Below are 18,257 nucleotides of genomic sequence, written 5' to 3' on the forward strand. Positions count from 1 at the left end.
TGATCCATGCGGTACAAGGGAAAAGGGACGGTAATTCATGCGGAAAGATATCATCAAGAAAGGATTGTCCATGAAAAAAGATGCCGATATTTCCGATATGGTAATTGTCGTTTCCACGTGACGGGGGAATTCGATGCTGATCAAGGAACGGGACAACCGCGACGCGGACATATTGGAGCTACGACGGCTTCTGGAGTACCCGATTACCGCCAAGCAGCGTTTCCTCATTGAGCGGGAGATCAAGTGCATCGACTCCGGCGCGCGAGGCGAAGAGAGTTCCGCATACTTCATTGATTTCCGGTGGCGCGACAGCAAGAACACTGCGATCATCCACGACTTGCGCTTGGAGTACCGGGGATTCGTCGCACAGATCGACCACCTGCTGATCAATCGCCTCCTCGACGTCTACGTACTTGAGTCTAAGAACTACTATTACGGGGTCAAGATCACTCCGGAGGAGGAGTTCCTCGTCTGGAATGGGAATACGTATCACGCCATCGAGTCTCCGATCGAACAGAATCAGCGCCACATCGATTTACTGGGAAGGATCTTCCAGCAGCCCGGATTCATGCCCACCCGTCTGGGTGTCCCCATTCCTGCGAACTTCCTGAGCTATGTCATGGTCGCGCCAAATAGCCGCGTTGATCGCCCGACAAAAGAGAAGTTCGATACGAGCATGGTGATCAAAGCGGATGGGCTCGGGGCGGCCATCGACAAGCGAATCGACGATACCTCTGCAGTGGTCGCGATTTCTTCCCTTACAAAGTTGGTGTCCCAAGAGACCCTGGAGAGCTTTGCTCGAAGATTAGTTCGCCTGCACCGACCTGCGAAGTTCGACTTTGCCGCCAAGTTCGGCGTTACCGTTCCGGACACACCGGACAAGGCATCACAGCCGGTCGTTGGTGTCGCGGATGTCGGTGCCGATGGCACCGTGGCGAAGGGGGAGACTGCCTGCGAAGCTTGCGGATCATCGGTGGATGGGAAGGTGGCCTATTACTGCCGCATCAACAAGAGGAAGTTTGGAGGGAAGATCCTCTGCCGCTCCTGCCAACAGAAGCCGGAAGCGCCAGCCACCACCTCGACCGTGTCGGTCGCCCTGGCCCCAGAAGGAAACCATATCGTTGGTTCCAGCGAGAAGAAAGGAACGTGTGGACGCTGTGGCGCAGCAGTTGATGGGAAGGTCGTCTACTTCTGTCGGATAAATAAGGAGAAATTTGCGGGGAAGGTGTTGTGCCGCCCGTGTCAGCAGGTTGGAGGTCCACCGGTTTCGTAAACATCCGTCAGGATCCCGTGAACGATATCGCACGAAGCGGCGGCGCGAGCGAAACTCCTGGGGGTACGTCGCTGGGGTAGCGGATAGCCCCGTTCCCCCCGCCTCCACCAAATCCCAACAGCACTCCTCCTGCCTTCCAGACCATCCGATTCGCCACGGCGCCCCGCATCGAACATAACTTGCGGGATGGCCCCGGATAAGTATAATCATGTTTAGACTAAACAGGATTATGCATATCGCATTCCATGGCGATGCCTTGACCGGAGGAGACCATGAAGTTCGTCGACCGGCAGGAGGAACTCGGATTCCTCGAGCGGGAATACGCGCAGCCGTCGTTCCGGTTCATCCCGCTTTACGGAAGGCGCCGGGTGGGCAAGACCCGGCTCGTCCGTGAGTTCATCACAAACAAACCGGCCATCTATTTCCTCGCGGATACCGTCGCCGAGCCGGAACAGCTTAAAAATCTCGGCAGATGCGTCGGGGAATATTTCAAGGACATGGTCCTTGCCGAGTCGGGCTTTCGCGACTGGGAGCAGTTTTTCCGGTATATCCGTGAAAAGAGCAAGCGGACGCGCCTGGTCCTCGCGATCGATGAATTCCCCTACCTCGTAAACGCCAACCGGGCCATCTCCTCGATTTTCCAAAAAGGGATCGACACGCACTTGAAGGACACGAAACTGTTCCTGATTCTTCTCGGTTCCAGCATCGGGAAGATGGAACGCGAGGTGCTTCTTTCGAAGGCGCCCCTCTACGGCCGCCGGACGGGCTCCCTGAAAATCGGGGAGCTCAAATTCGGAGCATTGAGAGAGTTCTTCCCGGAAGCGGACCTGGTGAAACGGGTGGCCATCTACGCCACATTCGGAACGGTGCCCGCCTACCTGGAACAGGTCAGGCCGAAGGAAAGCATCATTAGAAACATCGCCGAACTGATCCTTTCCCGGAATACCTACCTTCACAACGAGGTGGAGTTCCTCCTCCGGGAAGAGCTCCGCGAACCGCGGGACTACTACGTCATCCTCCGGGCGATCGCCCAGGGAAAGAGGAAGCTCTCAGAGATCATGAACGACACGGGGTTCGACAAGGCCCATCTCTCCCGTTATCTCGACATCCTGCGATCCCTGGGATTCGTCGAGAAAGAGGTTCCCGTCACTGAGAAGTCTCCCGACAAGAGCCGGCTCGGCTTGTATCGTCTGCGTGACAGATTCTTCGCGTTCTGGTTCAAGTACGTCCTGCCGAACCGCGGACGGCTCGAAATCGGCAACGAGGGCTACGTCCTCAAGCAAATCGAAGACTCATTCGACCGGCATGTGGGTGAAGCCTACGAAGCGATATCCCGGGAGATCTTCCTGGATTTGGCAAAGCAAGAGAAGATCCCGGTCACTTCCATCGGCCGCTGGTGGTCCAGGAATGAAGAGATCGACCTCGTGGCGCTTGACGAGGAAAGCAAAACGGCATGGTTCGGCGAGTGCAAGTGGACCGGGAAGAAGGTCGGAACGGACGTATACCAGGACCTTCGCAGGAAATCGGAACTGGTGGAGTGGCACGCCGGCAAGAGAAAGGAACGGTTCATCCTGTTAAGCCGCAGCGGCTTCACCCCCGCGATGCTCGACCTGGCAAAACGGGAGAAGGTGTTTCTTGTGGAGGGCGAAACCAAACTCCAGTGACCCGGGATCGGGTCCGGTCGACCTTCTTCGCCATCTTAGATTAAATCATTATGTTATTCAAGTTCTTATCGCGATGGCTCGTAGCCCTGTCCCGATTGTATTTATTTATACTCTTTATGGCGTATAATCCGGTATAAATGGAAATAAACGGTTAGAAATGGGGGCGTAACCTTGGACAAGATTACAAATCCCTTTTCGCCAGGAGCCGGATCTCCGCCGCCGGAACTCGTCGGCCGCGAAGAGATCCTGGAACAGGCGCGCGTCCTGTTTGGTCGCACGCGTCTAAAGCGCCCCGAAAAGAGCTTTTTATTGACTGGATTGCGCGGTGTGGGCAAGACGGTGCTTCTGAACGAGATGGAACGACTGGCCAGGGATGTCGGCTACAAGACGATCCTTATTGAAGCCCTCGAAGACAAACCGTTATCCATACTGATCGCTTCGCAGTTAAGGCGCCTGCTATTCGATCTGGACCGCATTGCCGGGATGGGCGACAAGGTTCGCAGGGGATTGGCCGCCTTGAAGGGTTTCATCAGTGCCATCAAGGTCAAGGTCGGGGATGTCGAATTCGGGTTGGATATCGATCCCGAATTGGGAGTGGCGGATAGCGGAGATATCGAAGTCGATCTGCCCAACCTGTTCGTTGCAGTGGGAGAAGCGGCTGAAGAACGCCATACTCCCGTTTCCATCCTGATCGACGAGATCCAATATCTGAGGAAAGAGGAACTGAGCGCGCTCATCATGGCATTGCACAGGATGCAGCAGCGACAGCTTCCCATGGTGCTGATCGGCGCCGGGTTACCGATCTTGCCTGCGCTTGCCGGTGAATCGAAGTCCTACGCGGAGCGCCTGTTCAGTTTTCCCATTATCGGGCCCCTCCGGGAAAACGAAGCGTACAAGGCTCTGGAGGAGCCCGTCAGAAAAGCCGGGGTGACGTTCGAAAAGGCGGCTTTGGCGGAGATCTTTCGACTGACGAAAGGATATCCATACTTCCTTCAGGAATGGGGATACCAGTCCTGGAATCAAGCCGTAACATCCCCGATCACCCTTCAGGTGGTAACAGCGGCCACGGAAACGGTCAGTCGCCGTCTTGACGAAAACTTCTTCCGGGTTCGATTCGATCGGTTGACTCCCAGGGAAAAACAGTACTTGCGTGCGATGGCGCATCTTGGTCCCGGTGCGCATCGCAGCGGCGACATCGCCGATGTCCTGGGCGTGCAAATCGGCAGTCTTGGGCCTGTCCGCGCCAAGCTGATAAGCAAGGGAATGATCTACAGCCCTTCCCATGGCAGCATGGATTTCACCGTCCCGTTGTTCGACGAATTCATGCTTCGGGCGATTCCCGAGTTCGTGCCTCGATCATGACGAGAAGGGGGGGGAAATAGATGGCTGTTATGAAATCAAATAAATCCACACTCAGGATGGACAACGTCCTCATCGTCGTCGATGACCTCGAAGGCGCGAAGGCTTTCTTCCTCGAGCTTGGCATGGAGCTGGAGGGCCAGACGCAGGTCGAAGGACGCTGGGTGGACCGGCTCCTCGCCCTGGACAACGTCCGGAGCGAGATCGTCCTGCTGCGGACTCCCGATGGCCACGGGAAGGTCGAGCTCTCGAAGTTCCACAGTCCGGCGGCCGTCAGAGGCGAGTCGAATCACGCGCCCGTCAATACTCCGGGAATACGGCGCATCATGTTCGCAGTCGACGACATCGAGGACGTCGTCGCGCGCTTGCGCGCCCATGGCGCCGAGCTCGTGGGCGAAGTCGTCCAATACGAGGACATGTACCGGCTCTGTTTCGTCCGTGGCCCCGAGGGCATCATTGTCGCCCTTGCCGAAAAGCTCAGTTGAGGCGTTAAGGGCGGGAGCGGATCAAGGCGAAAATCAGGTAATATTCCGGCAATCAACCATCTGAAGGCCCCTAAAGTTCCCATAATCGGGAGGCGATATGAATTTCGGAATGGGAAAAGGGGGGCAGGGCATGAAAGAGCGCGTCAAGACGGTTGCAAGCGGATACGTCCTTCTTCCGGTCGTAGCGGCAACCATCATCGCGGCACCGATCCTCACCGTTGCCGGAATCTTTCAAGGGTCGGTACGGCTGTCGGTGCTCGGCGTGATCGCACTGGCCGTGGCCATCCTTCTGTCCAAGGGGCTGTTCACCCTTCAGCCCAACGAGGCCATGGTGCTGGTCCTGTTCGGGAAGTACGCCGGCACCGTGAAAACGGACGGGTTCCACTGGGCGAATCCGTTCAGCGTGAAACGGGGCTCATGGGAAACCGTTTCCGGAAAGGACAAGGAGCACTCCACGACGATCCGTTCCCGCAGCAAGTACAAGGTCTCCCTGCGTGCCCGCAATTTCGAGACGCAGACCCTGAAGGTGAACGACCAGCGGGGAAACCCCATCGAGATCGGCGCGGTCGTGGTATGGCGCGTGCGCGACACGGCGATGGCCCTGTTCGATGTCGACGACTTCGAGCACTACGTGCAGATCCAGAGCGAGACGGCCTTGCGACACCTGGCCAACAGCTACCCGTACGATCATTCGGAAGACGGGGCCCAGCGGGAGGTCACCCTGCGCGACGACGCGGAATCGGTCGGCGCGGCGCTGGCAAAGGAACTCCAGGAACGGCTGTCCCGGGCGGGCGTGGTCGTGGAGGAGGCGCGCCTGACGCACCTGGCGTACGCGTCGGAAATCGCCGGTGTGATGCTGCGGCGGCAGCAGGCCGAGGCGATCATTTCCGCGCGGCAAAAGATCGTCCATGGCGCAGTCAGTATGGTGCAGATGGCCCTGGAGGAGCTTTCGGCCAAGGGCGTGGTGTCGCTCGACGAGTCGCAAAAGGCCGCCATGGTGGGGAACCTTCTGGTTGTGCTGTGCAGCGAGACGCAGGCGGAACCCGTCATCAACGCCGGATCGAGCCACCGGCAGTGTTAGCGAAGATCCGGAACATATGGATTCCCGCCGGTGAATTTATCCCTAATCACGGATGCCGGTTCTTCCGATCAGATAGCGTCAGGCGCGGCATGAGCGACAAAGATGTCGCCACCTACTCTGCCTGCGGGAGGGCGAGGCATATGTCTTCGAGACGTTTTCCCCTGGTTGTGGCGTGCGTGATGCTGGCTGTCGCGGCGGGACAATCCGGATGCTCGAAGAACGAGCCGGCACCGGTCGGGCCGCAGGCACAGGTCCCGGCTCAGTCGCAGGCAGAGGCGCAGCCTCCCTCCGGAGCGGATTCCGGCGGGGAGCCGTCCGCGGTCGCTCCGGACGAAAAGCACCGGGTATCCGAAGGGAAGCATTTCTACTTCCTCGCCCCGAGGGAAAGCGCGACGGTGACGTTCGAGAGGCCGATCGACGGGAAGGAGGCGAAGGAGTTCAGCGGGGAGACGCCGGAGCTGAAAGCCGAGGCGCTGGCGGCACAGGGATATTCCCTGATGTACCAATCCCATTCCATAGACACGTTCACGAGGTCTCTCACCGTGTGGACGCTGTCCGACTCCCGTTTCGCCGAAAAGGGAAAGGTGGACGACGGGACCTGGGAGCATATGTTTTTCACGAGGACGAACCAGGTCGGCGTCCGCTGGGACAGGGAAGGCAAGGGGGTCGTCACGACTTCGAGCGGCAGCGAAAACGGCAAGTTCGAAATGGGGAAACTTTCCGTCGAGGAATTGATCCGGCGATCCGGCGGGAAGGACGGCATCCTTGTCGATGGCCGCGAGCTGACCCCTTCGCAGGATTCCCGGGAGAAGGAATACCACATCCTTACGTTTTCCATCATGGTTACGGCCCCGTCCGATCCGGCGGCGGCCATGCAGGAGACAGAAGGAATCCTCGGCTGGAAAGGGAAGGGATTCCGTTTCCACGCCAAATACAACAACAACAATCAGAAGTTCGTGGTCTTCGGTCCGGCGACCGACAGGAACAGCATTCCGGATTGAACCGGCCTGCTATTTTGCGATCGGCCGCGGCGGGGGAATTCCCGTCTTCTCCGAAATGAGATCAAGCGTTTCCCATTGGGAATTTTCGTATGGGATCCCCCATCGTTCGGCATCCGATTTCCGGCGCGCCTCGCGCTCGCCGGGCAGCAGCATCTCCGGGCCCCCGTAGGCTCGGATGTCCTTGACGGCTTTTTCCACCCGCCGCAGCGCTTCCTCCTCCGGATAAAGAAAGTCGATCCTCCACGCTTCGAAAACGTGCGAGACGCGGCACATCGGCGTTTCCCGCATGCTGGGAATACGTTCCAGCGATCCGCCGCCGATCACATTGTCCAGCTCGATAAGGATATTCAGCCCCGATCCCTTGTACCCGAACTGTTCCCCCCCAAGCGGCAGGACGGAGCCTTGCACCAGCCTGTCGGGAGATACCACCCCTTCCAGCATGTTCCCGTCTTTGTCTCTGAAATAATCCCTGGGAATCGGCTCGCCCGCTTTCGCCGCGCGAAACGCGGGACTCACCGACCGCTGGGTCGTGGCCATATCGATGACGATGGCCTCGCCGCCGCAGGGCATCCCCCAGGCGATGGGACTGGAGCCCAGGCGCACCCGGTTCCCTCCATAGGGGATCATCCAGGAGCCGGCAGTGCTGGTGCAGCGGGCGGCCAGGCCGCGTTTCAGGAGGGCCTCCACGTACACGCAGGCGGCGCCGAAATGGTTCGAGTCGTAGACGTGCACGCGTCCCACGCCGTATTGTTCGGCCAGGTCCCCCGCCAGGTGAGCGGCTTCCATGGCCGCGGACGGTCCCAGGCCGCCTTTTGCGTTCATGGAAGCGACCGCCCGGCCCGGTTTATAATGAATTTCGGGAACGGCTTCGATGTCGATCGCTCCTGCCCGCGTTCTCTGCAGGAGCTCGGTTAATCCCGTGCCTCCCGCCACTCCATGGCTGGAAATTCCCCGCATGTCGGCCGCGACGAGAACTTCCGCGGTGGAGCGGGCCCGATCTCCGGAAGCGCCAAGGGATTGGATGACTTCTCTGGTAAATTCGGCCAGCGCAACGTGAGATACGCGCCGATTACCGGATGGGTCCGATCGATTCATAGTCCATACACTCTATTCGTTTTTCTTGACCCGGATCAATGCGCAAAAAGCGGCGGAGAAGGATCATGGGTACATGAAGATTGATAATAGACCTTGCACGGGAGGAGCCATGAAGAGCATGCGGAAGATCATCCAAATCGACGAAGAGAAGTGCGACGGCTGCGGGCTGTGCGTCCCGTCCTGCGCCGAAGGGGCGATCCGGATCATCGACGGCAAGGCCCGATTGGTCGCCGAGAAGTATTGCGACGGCCTCGGCGCATGCCTCGGGGAATGCCCCCGCGACGCCATCCGGATGGTCGAGCGCGATGTCGAAGCCTTCGACGAGAAGGCGGCCATGGAGCATGTCCGCGCCACGAGGGGGGAGACCAAGCCGGCCCCGGCGGCACCCGCGCACGGACACGGCTGCCCCTCCGCCCGCCTCCACAATTTCGCCAAGGGGTCGGCGGAAATCCGCAGCGCCTCGCCGGCGGGGCCTTCCATCCCTTCCGCCCTGACCCACTGGCCGGTGCAGATCCGCCTGGTGCCGCCGCACGCCCCGTTCCTGAAAAACGCCGACCTGCTGGTCGCGGCAGACTGCACCCCGATGGCATACGGCGACTTCCACCGCGACTTCCTGAAGGGGAAGGTGGTGATGATGGGGTGCCCCAAGTTCGACGACATGGAGCTCTACGAGGATCGCTTTCGGCAGATCTTCGCGCAGGCCGACGTGCGCAGCGTCACCGTGCTGGTCATGGAGGTCCCCTGCTGCCAGGGGCTGCCGGCTCTGCTGAAGAAGGTCCTGAAGGAATCGGGGAAGAATATCCCGCTGGAGATCGTCACCGTCGGCCTCCAGGGGAACATCCTCCGGCGCGACAGGTATCCGGCCGCGGCGTAATCGGGCTACGGCCTTATCTCCACCACAGTCCCGTCCGGCACCAGACCGGCGATTTCCACGATCTCTTCGTCGGTCACGGCGATGCACCCTTTCGTCCAGTCGATCTTCGAGTGGGCGTCGCCTATCCACGAGAACCCGTTCTTGATCCCGTGGATCATGATGTCCCCGCCCGGGGAGACACCGAGCTCCCTCGCGCGCTTCCTGTCTTTCTCGTTCGGATAGGAAATATGCAGGGAGAGGTGATACTGGCTGTCCCGGTTCCTTGCATCGATGAAATAGGTCCCCTCGGGCGTCTTGCCGTCGCCTTGCCGTTCCTTCGGCCCGATCGGATTCCCTCCCAGGGCGATCTTGTAGCTTTTCAGAACTTCCCCCTGTGAGATCAGCATCAACCGGCGCGCGCTCTTTTCGATCAGCACCCTGTCGATCGGCCTCTTCTGCTGTGTGGCGTCGTTATACTTTTTTTCGAGCGCCTCAAACTCTTTCCCGAGCGCCTCGATGTCTTTCCCGAGCGCCTCGATCTTCTTCTGCTGCGCGGCGATCTCGCTGTCCCTGCCCCGGACCTCGCGCTGGAGAGCTTCGATGTGCGTATGCTGCGCGGCGATCGTCCGATCCTTGTAAATGACGTTCTGGATATTGAACACCATCATCTCGCTGTTCTGCCGGTACTCGCTTGCAGGGTAATCCCGGATGAGCCTTTGAAAGCAATCCAGCGATTTTTGGTAATCCTTCCGTGCGTTCTTCGAATGGGCGTAAACGATGCCCATCTCGAACAGCGCCCGGTCAGCCGTGGCGGGATATTTCTCGACGATCTCCGAATACTTGTCCAGGGCGGCCGCGTAGCTTTCCTGGTGGAAAAGATCGTTCGCCTCCGCGAATGTCTTCCTGATCTGCGGTCCGTCGTTGAAGTGACTGCAGCCGGACAGGAGCGTCGACGCCATCAGAAGGCAGATGCAGAACCTGATGGGCCGCATGGGACGGATTCCGGAATTCCTCATGGAGAATGAAATGGCAGGGGGGTTGGCCCCTGCCACCTCTGCAATTCGGATGACTTACTTCTTCATCGACTTTTCGAAAGCGGCTTCGGCCTTTTTCGCTTTTTCATCGGAGACCGTTGCCTTTTCCGCCGCCGCCTTCTCTCTTTCCGCCGCCGCCCTCTCCTTTTCCGCCGCCACCCTCTCTCTTTCCGCCGCCGCCTTTTCCATTTCCGCCGCCGCCTTTATCGCGTTTTCGGCGCGGGCCGACGTTTCATCCGCTTTCACCCTGGCCGCATCGGCTGCGGCCTTGGCCGCCTGCGCATCCTTCATCGCCTGGTCCGCTTTCGCATCGATCATTTTCTGCTCGGCCTGCACTTTCTCGAGTTGACCGGTCGTCGCGCATCCGATCATCAGCGTCGGGAGAATCAGCACCATCGCGATCAGAAGCAGGCTTTTCTTCATCTTTCTTCACCTCCCTGTATTTCCGTCTTCCTTGACGGGAAGAAGGATCGCATCCGTCATCCATTTTTGTCAGGCTCGATTACAATACCGTCAATTTCCAGATCGATTTTCAGGCGCTTCGCCGCCTCTTTGGCTTCACCGCCGTCATTGAAAGGGCCGGCGATAACGCGGTAGCTTTCGCTCTTTTCAAACACCCGTGCCGGTATTTGCGGCCCCTGGTGATTAATGATGGCGGCAAGCCGCCGGGCTTCGATCCGGTCACGCACATCTGCGGCTAATACATACCACGCATGCAATTTCAGCGCCGGTATCTCCGGCTTGCCGTACAAGGTCTCCGGGTGCTCGACCTCTACAGGTTTCGCGGCCTCCATTTCAGTTCCCCGACCCGACTCGAAGATGGGAACCGGAATCCCCCGGGCCTCGGCCTGCACTTCCTTGACCTTTTTCCAGTCGATCGCGCGCGCGGCCTGCTTTTCGATCGCTCTCAGTTTTTTATGGAGTTTCTCCGACTCCAGCGCGCCCGACTCATCCGCGGGCCCATGGGCTTCCAGGTACAGTACGCCGTTGCGTTGCCCAACGAGATACGGCTGGTCGACGATGAGCACAGGCGTTTTCACCGGAGTGTCGTCGAAGAGCGCCTTGATGTTTTCCGGGTAAAGCCTCAGGCAGCCGTTGGTCGCGGTAAGGCCGATGCTGGCCGGCTTGTTGGTGCCGTGGATCAGATAACTCCCTTTGTTCAAATAGAGCGCATATTCGCCCAAGGGATTTTCAGGCCCCGGCGGGACGGTTTTCGGGAGGATGTCCCCCTTCTTGCGATGATCCGCGGCAATCGAGGAAGGAACATGCCAGGTGGGCCGGGCCGCCTTGCGCACCACATGCATCCGGCCTGTGGGGGTAGGCCGCTCGTCCGTGCCGATGCCGACCGGATAGGTCGTCACCGACAGAGACGTTCCATCCTCTTTATATTGGAAGAGTCTCATGGAGGCCAGGTTGACCACGATCCCTTTTCTGGGAGCGTCAGGCAGGATAAAGCTCAGAGGCAATACGACGCGCTCTCCCGCCTCGGGCACCCATACATCCACCTTCGGATTCGCCGCGCTGATTTCCTTGATCCCCAAACTGAAGTGCCGGGCGATATCCGGGAGCGTATCGTCCTTTTCAATCCTGACGACCGCCGGCCGGCCGATGACGTCTTCTCCTTGTGCAACCGTGAACCTGTTCCGCTCGATCTCCTTTTCGCGAAGAACGGGTTCGCGATGAACGGGAAAGGGCGGTGCCGTCTGAACGCTTTTCGATGTCGCGCAGCCGGAGATAGAGAGGATGAACATGCAGAAGGCCGCCAGACGAAGCTGGTTGTGCGAGAGGGATAGATTGCTGATCCGGCTCATGGGATAGAGGCTATGCAAGGCTTGTTCCCGCCGGATGGGGTCACCTTCTCCCTCCCGTGGAGTTGTCCGGGTCGAGGAGGCAGTATACACCGTTGCCCACGGGGGTATACCAGGTTCTGAAATCCGGGGCCTCCAAGGCTACAAGGATTCGAACCTACGGTGCGTCTGCGCTCGGTTTCCCGGCCCTTCTTCTTTTTAATAGGAATCGGTTCCTTTTGTAGCTCCGAATCATCTAAAAATAAATGTTACGGGGATAATTTGGAGGAAGCGTACGACATGAGGAATGCAGTATTGGTCGCATCGATTGCCCTTGGGATGCTGTCGGGACCTGCGTTGGCCTTCTTCGGCTCTCCGACGATCCCGAAGGAGCACATCGTCTCCGTGGACGATCTCTACGGGAAGTGGCAGGAAGTCCGGGAGAAGAAAAGCAAGGCGGTCCTGCTTGACGTGCGCACGTCGGAGGAATTCGCGAGCGGACACGTGCCCGGGGCGATCAACATACCGATCGGCAGCCAGTCCCTTGTGCCGAAGAGGTGGCCCGATACGGAAACCGAGATCTGGGTCTACTGCCGCACGCAGAACCGTTCGGCCAAATTCGGCTCCGATCTTCTAAAGAGGGGCTATCGGAACGTCCGTGTCGTCAACGGCGGCATCACTAACTGGGTGGAGAAAGGATACCCGATCGATCGTCGGCTATGACCGGCGCCGTTTCTTCTCCCAATCGGGGCCAAGGTTATTCGCGATAATCCTGGCGCATGCCTTACACCGATTCGAGGCGCCGGTCCACGTATCGAAGCGGCCCTCGACCAGCGGGTATTCCGTACGATTTGACCCGCAGAGCGGCTTTCCGCCTTCGCCGGCGACGTGCAATACCTTCCTTCGGCGTTTGTCCCTGCATGCATTGCAGAACATGCACGACTTGTTCGAACCGGCGTGGGTCATGAAAGCAGTATACGTCACTCACGCCCTTTCCAGCGCCGCAGCCGGGCGACCTCGTCGTGTAGCTGTCCCCATACCCGTTCGGATTGCCGCCGCAGTCTCTCGTCGTGACGCCGCTCGTAGGCTTGCGCTTCCCGCTCGAGCTTCCGGTAGTGCTCCAGGCGATCCGCGGAGAGCTCTCCCGATTCCACCGCCGCCAATACCGCGCAGCCCGGTTCGGTGTCGTGGCGGCAGTCCCGGAAGCGGCATCGCGCGGAGAGCGTCGCGATGTCGCCGAAGACCGAGTCGAGCCCGTCTTCATCGACAAGCTGCAGCTCCCGCATGCCCGGCGTGTCGAGCAGCAGTCCGCCTCCGGTCAGCAGGACGAGTTCCCGATGCGTCGTGACGTGACAGCCGCGGCCGTCGTGCGCCCGGACCTCTCCGGTGCGCATCCGCTCCTCGCCGAGGAAGGCGTTTATCAGGGTCGATTTGCCCGCCCCGGACGAGCCGACGAAGGCCGCCGTCATTCCTTCGCCGATGCTCGCCCGAATCGCTTCGATGCCCTCCGCCAACAGGGCGCTGGTTACGTAGACCGGCACCATGGGGCAGTGGCTTTCCACCTCGGTCACACGCCCGGCGGCGTTTCCGCAGATGTCGGCCTTGTTGAGGATCACCGCGGGCTGCGCGCCGCTCGCCCAGATCCGGGCGAGGTAGCGCTCGATCCTGCGGACGTTGTAGTCCGCGTCAAGGCCGCAGACGGCGAACACGATGTCGATATTGGCGGCGACGACCTGGGTGCGCCCCGGGCGTCCCGCGGCGCCGCGGCTGAACACCGTGCGCCGCTCAAGGACCTCTTCGATGATGGTGGCGCGATCCGGTCCGGGCGCCTCCCTGAGGACGACCCAATCCCCGACGGCGGGGAATCCTTCCTCCTCGAGCCGCGTGCGAAGCTTCCCGGCGAGCTGGGCGCGGCCGGCGCCCGAAGCGGACCAGACCACATACGCGCCGCGGTGCTCGGAGGCGATCCTGGCGGGTACGCCGGTGGGGTGTTCCGAGCGAGAAAATTGTTTTTCGAAGAAAGGGCCGAAGCCCAGTGTAGACAGTTGGTACACCACTACGTCCTCCATGATGCGCGGCAAGAAGCGCGCACGGTCGGCCGCATGCCGTCACGTCGAGGCAGGTGGCGAGGCACACGGGCAGGGATCGGCGGTTGAGGAGATGCAGGCGTGCGCCGGCGGTCATCGCCTATGGCGCACTCGGCTCCTCACACAAGATCCATATGGAGAACGCTGACGGGCATCCAACCTCTTGCGGGTTTGTGGGCTTCAACTTCAGGGGAGAGAATAACCTTTCGGGAAGCTACGGTCAATGCGAAGCCGTTCCCTGCTATGATGCCTTAGCGTCTCCTTCCAGGAGGATTTCCATGAATCTCCACCGGATGTTGCTCGAACGCGCGGCGCAGGGCCGCCCGCTGCGCGTCGGCCTGATCGGCGCGGGGAAGTTCGGCTCGATGTACCTGGCCCAGGCCAAGCACACCCCGGGCATCCATGTCGTCGGAATCGCCGATCTCTCCCCGGACCGGGCCCGGATCGCGCTCGCCAGGACGGGCTGGCCGGCGGAAAGGCACGCAGCGGCATCCTTCCCGGCCGCGGCGCGCGCCGGAACGACATGCATCACCGCCGACGCTTACGCCCTGACCGCATCGCCGGAGATCGACATCGTCATCGAAGCCACCGGCAACCCGGCGGTCGGCATCCGGCACGCGCTGGACGCCTTCTCGCACCGCAAGCACGTCGTTATGGTGAATGTCGAGGGGGATGCGCTGGCAGGGCCGCTGCTCGCGAGGAGGGCGAAGGAGGCCGGGGTCGTCTATTCGCTGGCTTACGGCGATCAGCCGGCGCTGATCAGCGAGATGGTGGATTGGTGCCGCGCGGCCGGGTTCGAGGTGGTCGCCGCGGGGAAGGGGACGAAGTATCTTCCCGTCTACCATACCTCGACGCCGGACACGGTGTGGCCATATTACGGTTTCACGCCCGAGATGGTCGCCGCCGGCGACTTCAACGCGCAGATGTTCAATTCGTTCCTCGACGGCACGAAGAGCGCCATCGAGATGGCGGCGGTGGCCAACGCCTGCGCGCTGACTCCGGACCCGGAAGGGCTGCATTTCCCGGCATGCGGCGTCGACGACCTGCCGCGGCTGCTGTGCCCGCGGGAGGAAGGCGGCTGTCTCCATCACGCCGGGCAGGTGGAAGTGGTCTCCAGCGTGGAGCGGGACGGAAGGCCGGTGTTCCGCGACCTGCGCTGGGGCGTCTATGTCACGTTCCGCGCAGGGGACGCGCAGGGAGAGGACTACGTCCGCCGCTGCTTCCGGGAGTACGGATTCAATATCGACCCGTCGGGCCGATACTCCGCGATGTACAAACCCAACCACGCGATCGGCCTCGAGCTCGGCATCAGCGTCGCCTCCGTCGGGTTGCGCGGCGAGGCCACCGGCGCCCCGGACGGCTGGCGCGGCGATGTCGTCGCGACGGCGAAGCGGGATCTTGCCGCAGGGGAGAGGCTGGACGGAGAGGGGGGATACACGGTCTACGGCAAGCTCCTGCCGGCCGACCTGTCGATGCGGATGGGCGGGCTGCCGCTCGGTCTCGCCCACGGCATCAAGCTGAAGCGCGAGGTCGCCGCGCACGCGCAGGTGCGTTGGGACGACGTGGAATACGACGCGGCCGACCCGGCGGTCGCCTTCCGGAAGGAGATGGAGCGGGCGTTCATCGGACAAGCTGGAAAAGGCATCTGATCCCGGAGGTGAAGGAAAACGATGAATCGCAACGCAGCGTTTCTTGTATCGTGGTTGTCGACCTTGGCCCTCTTTGCCGGGTGCGCCGCGACGCAGCACGATCTTCTATATAAGGGGATGGCGCAGTACGAGGCGGGCCGCTATGACGAAGCGGTCGCCACGCTGACGATAGCCGCCGGGACGCCGGGGCATGAGCTCCCGTGGATCTACAAGATGAGGGCGGGCGCGTACATGAAGCTCGGCAGGTTCGACCTCGCGTTGGCCGACCTGGAGAGGTTCTTCCCCGGCGCCGCCGACAACGAAGACGCTGCGCACGGCCACCTGATGGTAGGGGACATCCACTTCGCTTCGGGACGCTTCGACCGGGCCGATTCGGAGTACGAGAAGGCGCTCGACCTGAAACCGGTGAAGTGGAAGCCCAACACGATGAAAGGCCTCAACGACGTCGACGAGGTCTGGTTCAGGAAGGAGGCGCAGCGATACGTTGCTTCTCCGTCGAAAACGGATCTTCCGGAAGAAGCCCGGAAATACCGGGTCAAGGCGGAGACCGCCGTCGGCCGGAAGGCGTTCGCGGAAGCGGCAGACTATTATCGGGATGCTCTTGGGATCGCCCCATGGTGGCCGGAAGGACATTACAATCGGGCGCTCATCCTTGCCGAGCTGGGACGGTACGGTTCCGCCGGACGGGAGATGAAGCGCTACCTGCTCCTTTCTCCGGACGCCCCCGACGCCCGGGCCGCGCAAGACAAGATCTACGAATGGGAAGCGCTTGCAGAGGGGAGGAAATAATCCGGGAGCACGGCCGTTGTATGCATGGGGTTGTTGCTTTCGCTTGTCGGAAGGAAACGACAATAAACCCCGGGCAATTTTCCTGTTGACAATAGTGTCCAATCGGCCTACATATTCGGTATTAGCTGAATAATCAGTATATACAGCGATATCATGCCGGGCAGGGAGGGTATGCAATGGACAAAAAGACACCAGGCGCGTCCTGCTGCGGGCCGGGAGGGAAGGCGTTTGCCGGCTGCCGCGTCGAGTCGCTCATCACGATCGACGAACGCGGCCAGATGGTGCTTCCCAAGGAGCTGCGCGACCGGGCGGGGATCAAGGGGGGCGACAAGCTGGCCGTGATCGGCTGGGAGAAGGAAGGGAAGGTTTGCTGCCTGTCGCTCATCAAGGTGGAGGAGCTCAGCGGAATGGTCAAGGGTGTGCTGGGGCCGCTGATGGGCGGGACGCCATGACGAACGAATGCGAATGCAAGTGCGCTTGCGGCGGGACTGCCGCCGGATCGAACGCCGCCAAGGCGCCTCGCGTGAGTACGCAGTTGACGCTCACCGACCGCATCGGCGCCATCAAGGTGCGCTGGGGCATCGGGCGCATGAGCTATCGCGTGGTGCCCGGACTGTACGCCGTCGGCGACCCCCAGGCGGAATCGCCGGTGCTCGTATCCGCCAACTACAAGATGAGCTTCGACCGCCTGCGCAGAGTGCTGTCCGGCCGGAACGCGTGGATCCTGGTGCTGGACACCGACGGCGTGAACGTCTGGTGCTCGGCGGGGAAGGGAACGTTCGGCACCGAAGAGATCGTGCGGCGCGTGCAGCTTTGCGCGGTCGATCGGGTCGTGTCGCATCGCACGCTCGTGGTTCCGCAGCTCGGCGCCCCGGGAGTGAGCGCGCACGAGGTGCGCAGGCGCTGCGGATTCCGGGTGGAATACGGGCCGGTGCGGGCCGAGGATCTGCCGGCGTTCCTGGATGCCGGGATGAAGGCGACTCCCGGGATGCGAAGGGTCCGGTTCGGGCTGCGCGACCGGATCGTCCTGATTCCCGTCGAGCTGGTCACGGGGGCGAAATACGCGTTGCTCCTTTCGGCGGTTTTCCTGCTGCTGGGAGGTTTGGGGGCAGGCGGTTACTCCCTGGCCGGAATCCGCACGACCGGCGTTGAGGGAGCCGCCTTGGTGCTGGGGGCGTTCCTCGGCGGCGGCATCCTCGGGCCCATTCTTCTTCCATGGCTTCCGGGGCGGGCGTTTTCCGTCAAGGGCGCCGTCCTGGGGCTTGTTTTCGCCGCGGGACCGGGGATTTACTCGCTGCTCGGCAACGGCCTGGCCACGTCATGGCTTCATGCGGCGACTTGGCTCGCGCTGGCGCCGGCGTTGACAAGCTTCGTGGTGATGAACTTCACCGGCGCGTCGACGTTTACTTCCTTGAGCGGGGTGCAGCGCGAAATGCGTTATGCCTTGCCGATGCAGGCGGCTTTCGCCGTGATCGGTCTCGGATTCTGGCTGAGCGGCCTGTTCGTGGCATGAGGTGGGAGGTCATGAGATACCTTGAGAGCGCGGTAACGCTGGAGTTTCTTCCGGAGCGGTGCGTCGGTTGCGGCATGTGCGCCAAGGTATGCCCGCATGAGGTATTCAGGATAGAGAACAAACGCGCAGTTCTCGCAGACCGCGGCGCCTGCATGGAGTGCGGCGCCTGCGCGAAGAACTGCGAGCACGAGGCGATCTCCGTGCGCGCGGGTGTAGGTTGCGCCGCGGCGGTCCTGAACGGCATGGTCGCCGGGACGGAGCCGACCTGCGACTGCTCGGGCAATTCGTCGTGCTGCGGGTGAGCCGGGCGCCCTAGTACCTCGACCTCACTTTGTACCGCACCACGACTTCCTTATCCCGGGGAACCTTTACCGAAAATACGGCTGCCCCGGAATCCTCCTTCTTGTAAGGGTGCGAGCTTTCGAGGATCTTCCAGTCCCCGGGGATCGCCTCCTCGACCCGCACCGTGATGTCCTCCGTCTTGTGGTTCCTCAGGGAGATCTCGTACTCCGACTCGGTAACGTTCGTGGCGACCGGGCTCCAGGTGGTCTGCTTCCTGTCTCCCACGACGTCGAAAGCGTTCCCGA

At 61.1% G+C, this 18,257-nt stretch carries 19 protein-coding genes; 13 read left to right on the top strand and 6 right to left on the bottom strand.

Translation table 11 applies throughout. The features are described from left to right. The first annotated feature begins 133 nt into the window (after positions 1-133). The 6 genes from AB1346_09080 to AB1346_09105 all read left to right on the top strand — a co-directional run bounded on the left by AB1346_09080 (position 134) and on the right by AB1346_09105 (position 6,863). On the top strand, positions 134-1,273 hold the full coding sequence (locus AB1346_09080) for a nuclease-related domain-containing protein (protein MEW6720589.1): 1,140 nt from the start codon (positions 134-136) through the stop codon (positions 1,271-1,273). A gap of 272 nt (positions 1,274-1,545) precedes the next feature. Beyond that, complete coding sequence (locus AB1346_09085) at positions 1,546-2,937, top strand: ATP-binding protein (protein MEW6720590.1); 1,392 nt, start codon at positions 1,546-1,548, stop codon at positions 2,935-2,937. 171 nt (positions 2,938-3,108) lie between these two features. Then, positions 3,109-4,299 (top strand): ATP-binding protein, encoded by a 1,191-nt coding sequence (locus AB1346_09090; protein ID MEW6720591.1) that lies wholly within the window; start codon positions 3,109-3,111, stop codon positions 4,297-4,299. A gap of 29 nt (positions 4,300-4,328) precedes the next feature. Then, complete coding sequence (locus AB1346_09095; GenBank protein MEW6720592.1) at positions 4,329-4,781, top strand: VOC family protein; 453 nt, start codon at positions 4,329-4,331, stop codon at positions 4,779-4,781. 130 nt (positions 4,782-4,911) lie between these two features. Further along, entirely contained in the window at positions 4,912-5,862 is a 951-nt protein-coding gene (locus tag AB1346_09100; protein MEW6720593.1) for an SPFH domain-containing protein, read from the top strand. 140 nt (positions 5,863-6,002) lie between these two features. Further along, positions 6,003-6,863: a hypothetical protein gene (locus tag AB1346_09105; protein MEW6720594.1), complete on the top strand. Its 861-nt coding sequence runs from the start codon at positions 6,003-6,005 to the stop codon at positions 6,861-6,863. A 9-nt stretch (positions 6,864-6,872) separates the two neighbouring features. On the opposite strand, the gene AB1346_09110 is transcribed toward AB1346_09105, so the two are convergent. Beyond that, a complete protein-coding gene (locus AB1346_09110) occupies positions 6,873-7,958 on the bottom strand; it encodes an Ldh family oxidoreductase (GenBank protein MEW6720595.1) in 1,086 nt (361 codons plus the stop codon). A gap of 109 nt (positions 7,959-8,067) precedes the next feature. Here AB1346_09110 and AB1346_09115 point away from each other — a divergent pair, with 109 nt between their 5' ends. Continuing rightward, positions 8,068-8,832, top strand: a complete 765-nt coding sequence (locus AB1346_09115) for a 4Fe-4S binding protein (protein ID MEW6720596.1) — start codon at positions 8,068-8,070, stop codon at positions 8,830-8,832. A 5-nt stretch (positions 8,833-8,837) separates the two neighbouring features. On the opposite strand, the gene AB1346_09120 is transcribed toward AB1346_09115, so the two are convergent. The 3 genes from AB1346_09120 to AB1346_09130 all read right to left on the bottom strand — a co-directional run bounded on the left by AB1346_09120 (position 8,838) and on the right by AB1346_09130 (position 11,656). Next, positions 8,838-9,803, bottom strand: a complete 966-nt coding sequence (locus AB1346_09120; GenBank protein ID MEW6720597.1) for a L,D-transpeptidase family protein — start codon at positions 9,801-9,803, stop codon at positions 8,838-8,840. 78 nt (positions 9,804-9,881) lie between these two features. Further along, positions 9,882-10,268 (bottom strand): Lpp/OprI family alanine-zipper lipoprotein, encoded by a 387-nt coding sequence (locus tag AB1346_09125; protein ID MEW6720598.1) that lies wholly within the window; start codon positions 10,266-10,268, stop codon positions 9,882-9,884. 56 nt (positions 10,269-10,324) lie between these two features. Beyond that, positions 10,325-11,656 carry a L,D-transpeptidase family protein gene (locus AB1346_09130; protein MEW6720599.1) on the bottom strand — a complete coding sequence of 444 codons (1,332 nt, stop codon included), beginning with the start codon at positions 11,654-11,656 and terminating at the stop codon, positions 10,325-10,327. Positions 11,657-11,932: 276 nt separating this feature from the next. Between AB1346_09130 and AB1346_09135 the strand changes: the two genes are divergently transcribed. Further along, complete coding sequence (locus tag AB1346_09135; protein MEW6720600.1) at positions 11,933-12,355, top strand: rhodanese-like domain-containing protein; 423 nt, start codon at positions 11,933-11,935, stop codon at positions 12,353-12,355. A gap of 257 nt (positions 12,356-12,612) precedes the next feature. Here the strand turns inward: AB1346_09135 and rsgA are convergent, their stop codons facing one another. Then, on the bottom strand, positions 12,613-13,689 hold the full coding sequence (gene rsgA, locus AB1346_09140) for a ribosome small subunit-dependent GTPase A (GenBank protein ID MEW6720601.1): 1,077 nt from the start codon (positions 13,687-13,689) through the stop codon (positions 12,613-12,615). Positions 13,690-13,997: 308 nt separating this feature from the next. On the opposite strand from rsgA, the gene AB1346_09145 reads away from it, so the two are divergent. From AB1346_09145 to hgcB, 5 genes are all read left to right on the top strand, one after another. Next, on the top strand, positions 13,998-15,368 hold the full coding sequence (locus AB1346_09145; protein ID MEW6720602.1) for a Gfo/Idh/MocA family oxidoreductase: 1,371 nt from the start codon (positions 13,998-14,000) through the stop codon (positions 15,366-15,368). 21 nt (positions 15,369-15,389) lie between these two features. After that, the gene (locus AB1346_09150) at positions 15,390-16,157 is read left to right on the top strand and encodes a tetratricopeptide repeat protein (protein ID MEW6720603.1); all 768 of its coding nucleotides are present in this window, start codon (positions 15,390-15,392) and stop codon (positions 16,155-16,157) included. A gap of 176 nt (positions 16,158-16,333) precedes the next feature. After that, the gene (gene hgcC, locus AB1346_09155; GenBank protein ID MEW6720604.1) at positions 16,334-16,609 is read left to right on the top strand and encodes an HgcAB-associated protein HgcC; all 276 of its coding nucleotides are present in this window, start codon (positions 16,334-16,336) and stop codon (positions 16,607-16,609) included. Next, positions 16,606-17,670 carry a mercury methylation corrinoid protein HgcA gene (gene hgcA, locus AB1346_09160; protein MEW6720605.1) on the top strand — a complete coding sequence of 355 codons (1,065 nt, stop codon included), beginning with the start codon at positions 16,606-16,608 and terminating at the stop codon, positions 17,668-17,670. Before hgcC ends, hgcA begins: the two co-directional genes overlap by 4 nt. 11 nt (positions 17,671-17,681) lie before the next feature. Next, positions 17,682-17,972, top strand: coding sequence for a mercury methylation ferredoxin HgcB (gene hgcB / locus AB1346_09165; GenBank protein ID MEW6720606.1), 291 nt, complete (start codon positions 17,682-17,684; stop codon positions 17,970-17,972). A 10-nt stretch (positions 17,973-17,982) separates the two neighbouring features. Here hgcB and AB1346_09170 read toward each other — a convergent pair. Then, on the bottom strand, positions 17,983-18,257 hold a 275-nt coding region (locus tag AB1346_09170; protein ID MEW6720607.1), incomplete at its 5' end, for a DUF4139 domain-containing protein.

It is taken from the genome of Thermodesulfobacteriota bacterium (assembly GCA_040758155.1).
Lineage (GTDB): Bacteria > Desulfobacterota > Deferrimicrobia > Deferrimicrobiales > Deferrimicrobiaceae > UBA2219.

What these genes read in the sequence shown, in the direction of transcription:
- hgcB (MEW6720606.1), top strand. Translation starts at nt 17,682, where the DNA reads ATGAGATACCTTGAGAGCGCGGTAACGCTGGAGTTTCTTCCGGAGCGG.
- AB1346_09100 (MEW6720593.1), top strand. Translation starts at nt 4,912, where the DNA reads ATGAAAGAGCGCGTCAAGACGGTTGCAAGCGGATACGTCCTTCTTCCG.
- AB1346_09085 (MEW6720590.1), top strand. Translation starts at nt 1,546, where the DNA reads ATGAAGTTCGTCGACCGGCAGGAGGAACTCGGATTCCTCGAGCGGGAA.
- AB1346_09110 (MEW6720595.1), bottom strand. Translation starts at nt 7,958, where the DNA reads ATGAATCGATCGGACCCATCCGGTAATCGGCGCGTATCTCACGTTGCG.
- AB1346_09125 (MEW6720598.1), bottom strand. Translation starts at nt 10,268, where the DNA reads ATGAAGAAAAGCCTGCTTCTGATCGCGATGGTGCTGATTCTCCCGACG.
- AB1346_09150 (MEW6720603.1), top strand. Translation starts at nt 15,390, where the DNA reads ATGAATCGCAACGCAGCGTTTCTTGTATCGTGGTTGTCGACCTTGGCC.
- AB1346_09080 (MEW6720589.1), top strand. Translation starts at nt 134, where the DNA reads ATGCTGATCAAGGAACGGGACAACCGCGACGCGGACATATTGGAGCTA.
- AB1346_09105 (MEW6720594.1), top strand. Translation starts at nt 6,003, where the DNA reads ATGTCTTCGAGACGTTTTCCCCTGGTTGTGGCGTGCGTGATGCTGGCT.
- AB1346_09095 (MEW6720592.1), top strand. Translation starts at nt 4,329, where the DNA reads ATGAAATCAAATAAATCCACACTCAGGATGGACAACGTCCTCATCGTC.
- AB1346_09130 (MEW6720599.1), bottom strand. Translation starts at nt 11,656, where the DNA reads ATGAGCCGGATCAGCAATCTATCCCTCTCGCACAACCAGCTTCGTCTG.
- AB1346_09115 (MEW6720596.1), top strand. Translation starts at nt 8,068, where the DNA reads ATGAAGAGCATGCGGAAGATCATCCAAATCGACGAAGAGAAGTGCGAC.
- hgcA (MEW6720605.1), top strand. Translation starts at nt 16,606, where the DNA reads ATGACGAACGAATGCGAATGCAAGTGCGCTTGCGGCGGGACTGCCGCC.
- AB1346_09135 (MEW6720600.1), top strand. Translation starts at nt 11,933, where the DNA reads ATGAGGAATGCAGTATTGGTCGCATCGATTGCCCTTGGGATGCTGTCG.
- AB1346_09120 (MEW6720597.1), bottom strand. Translation starts at nt 9,803, where the DNA reads ATGCGGCCCATCAGGTTCTGCATCTGCCTTCTGATGGCGTCGACGCTC.
- hgcC (MEW6720604.1), top strand. Translation starts at nt 16,334, where the DNA reads ATGGACAAAAAGACACCAGGCGCGTCCTGCTGCGGGCCGGGAGGGAAG.
- AB1346_09145 (MEW6720602.1), top strand. Translation starts at nt 13,998, where the DNA reads ATGAATCTCCACCGGATGTTGCTCGAACGCGCGGCGCAGGGCCGCCCG.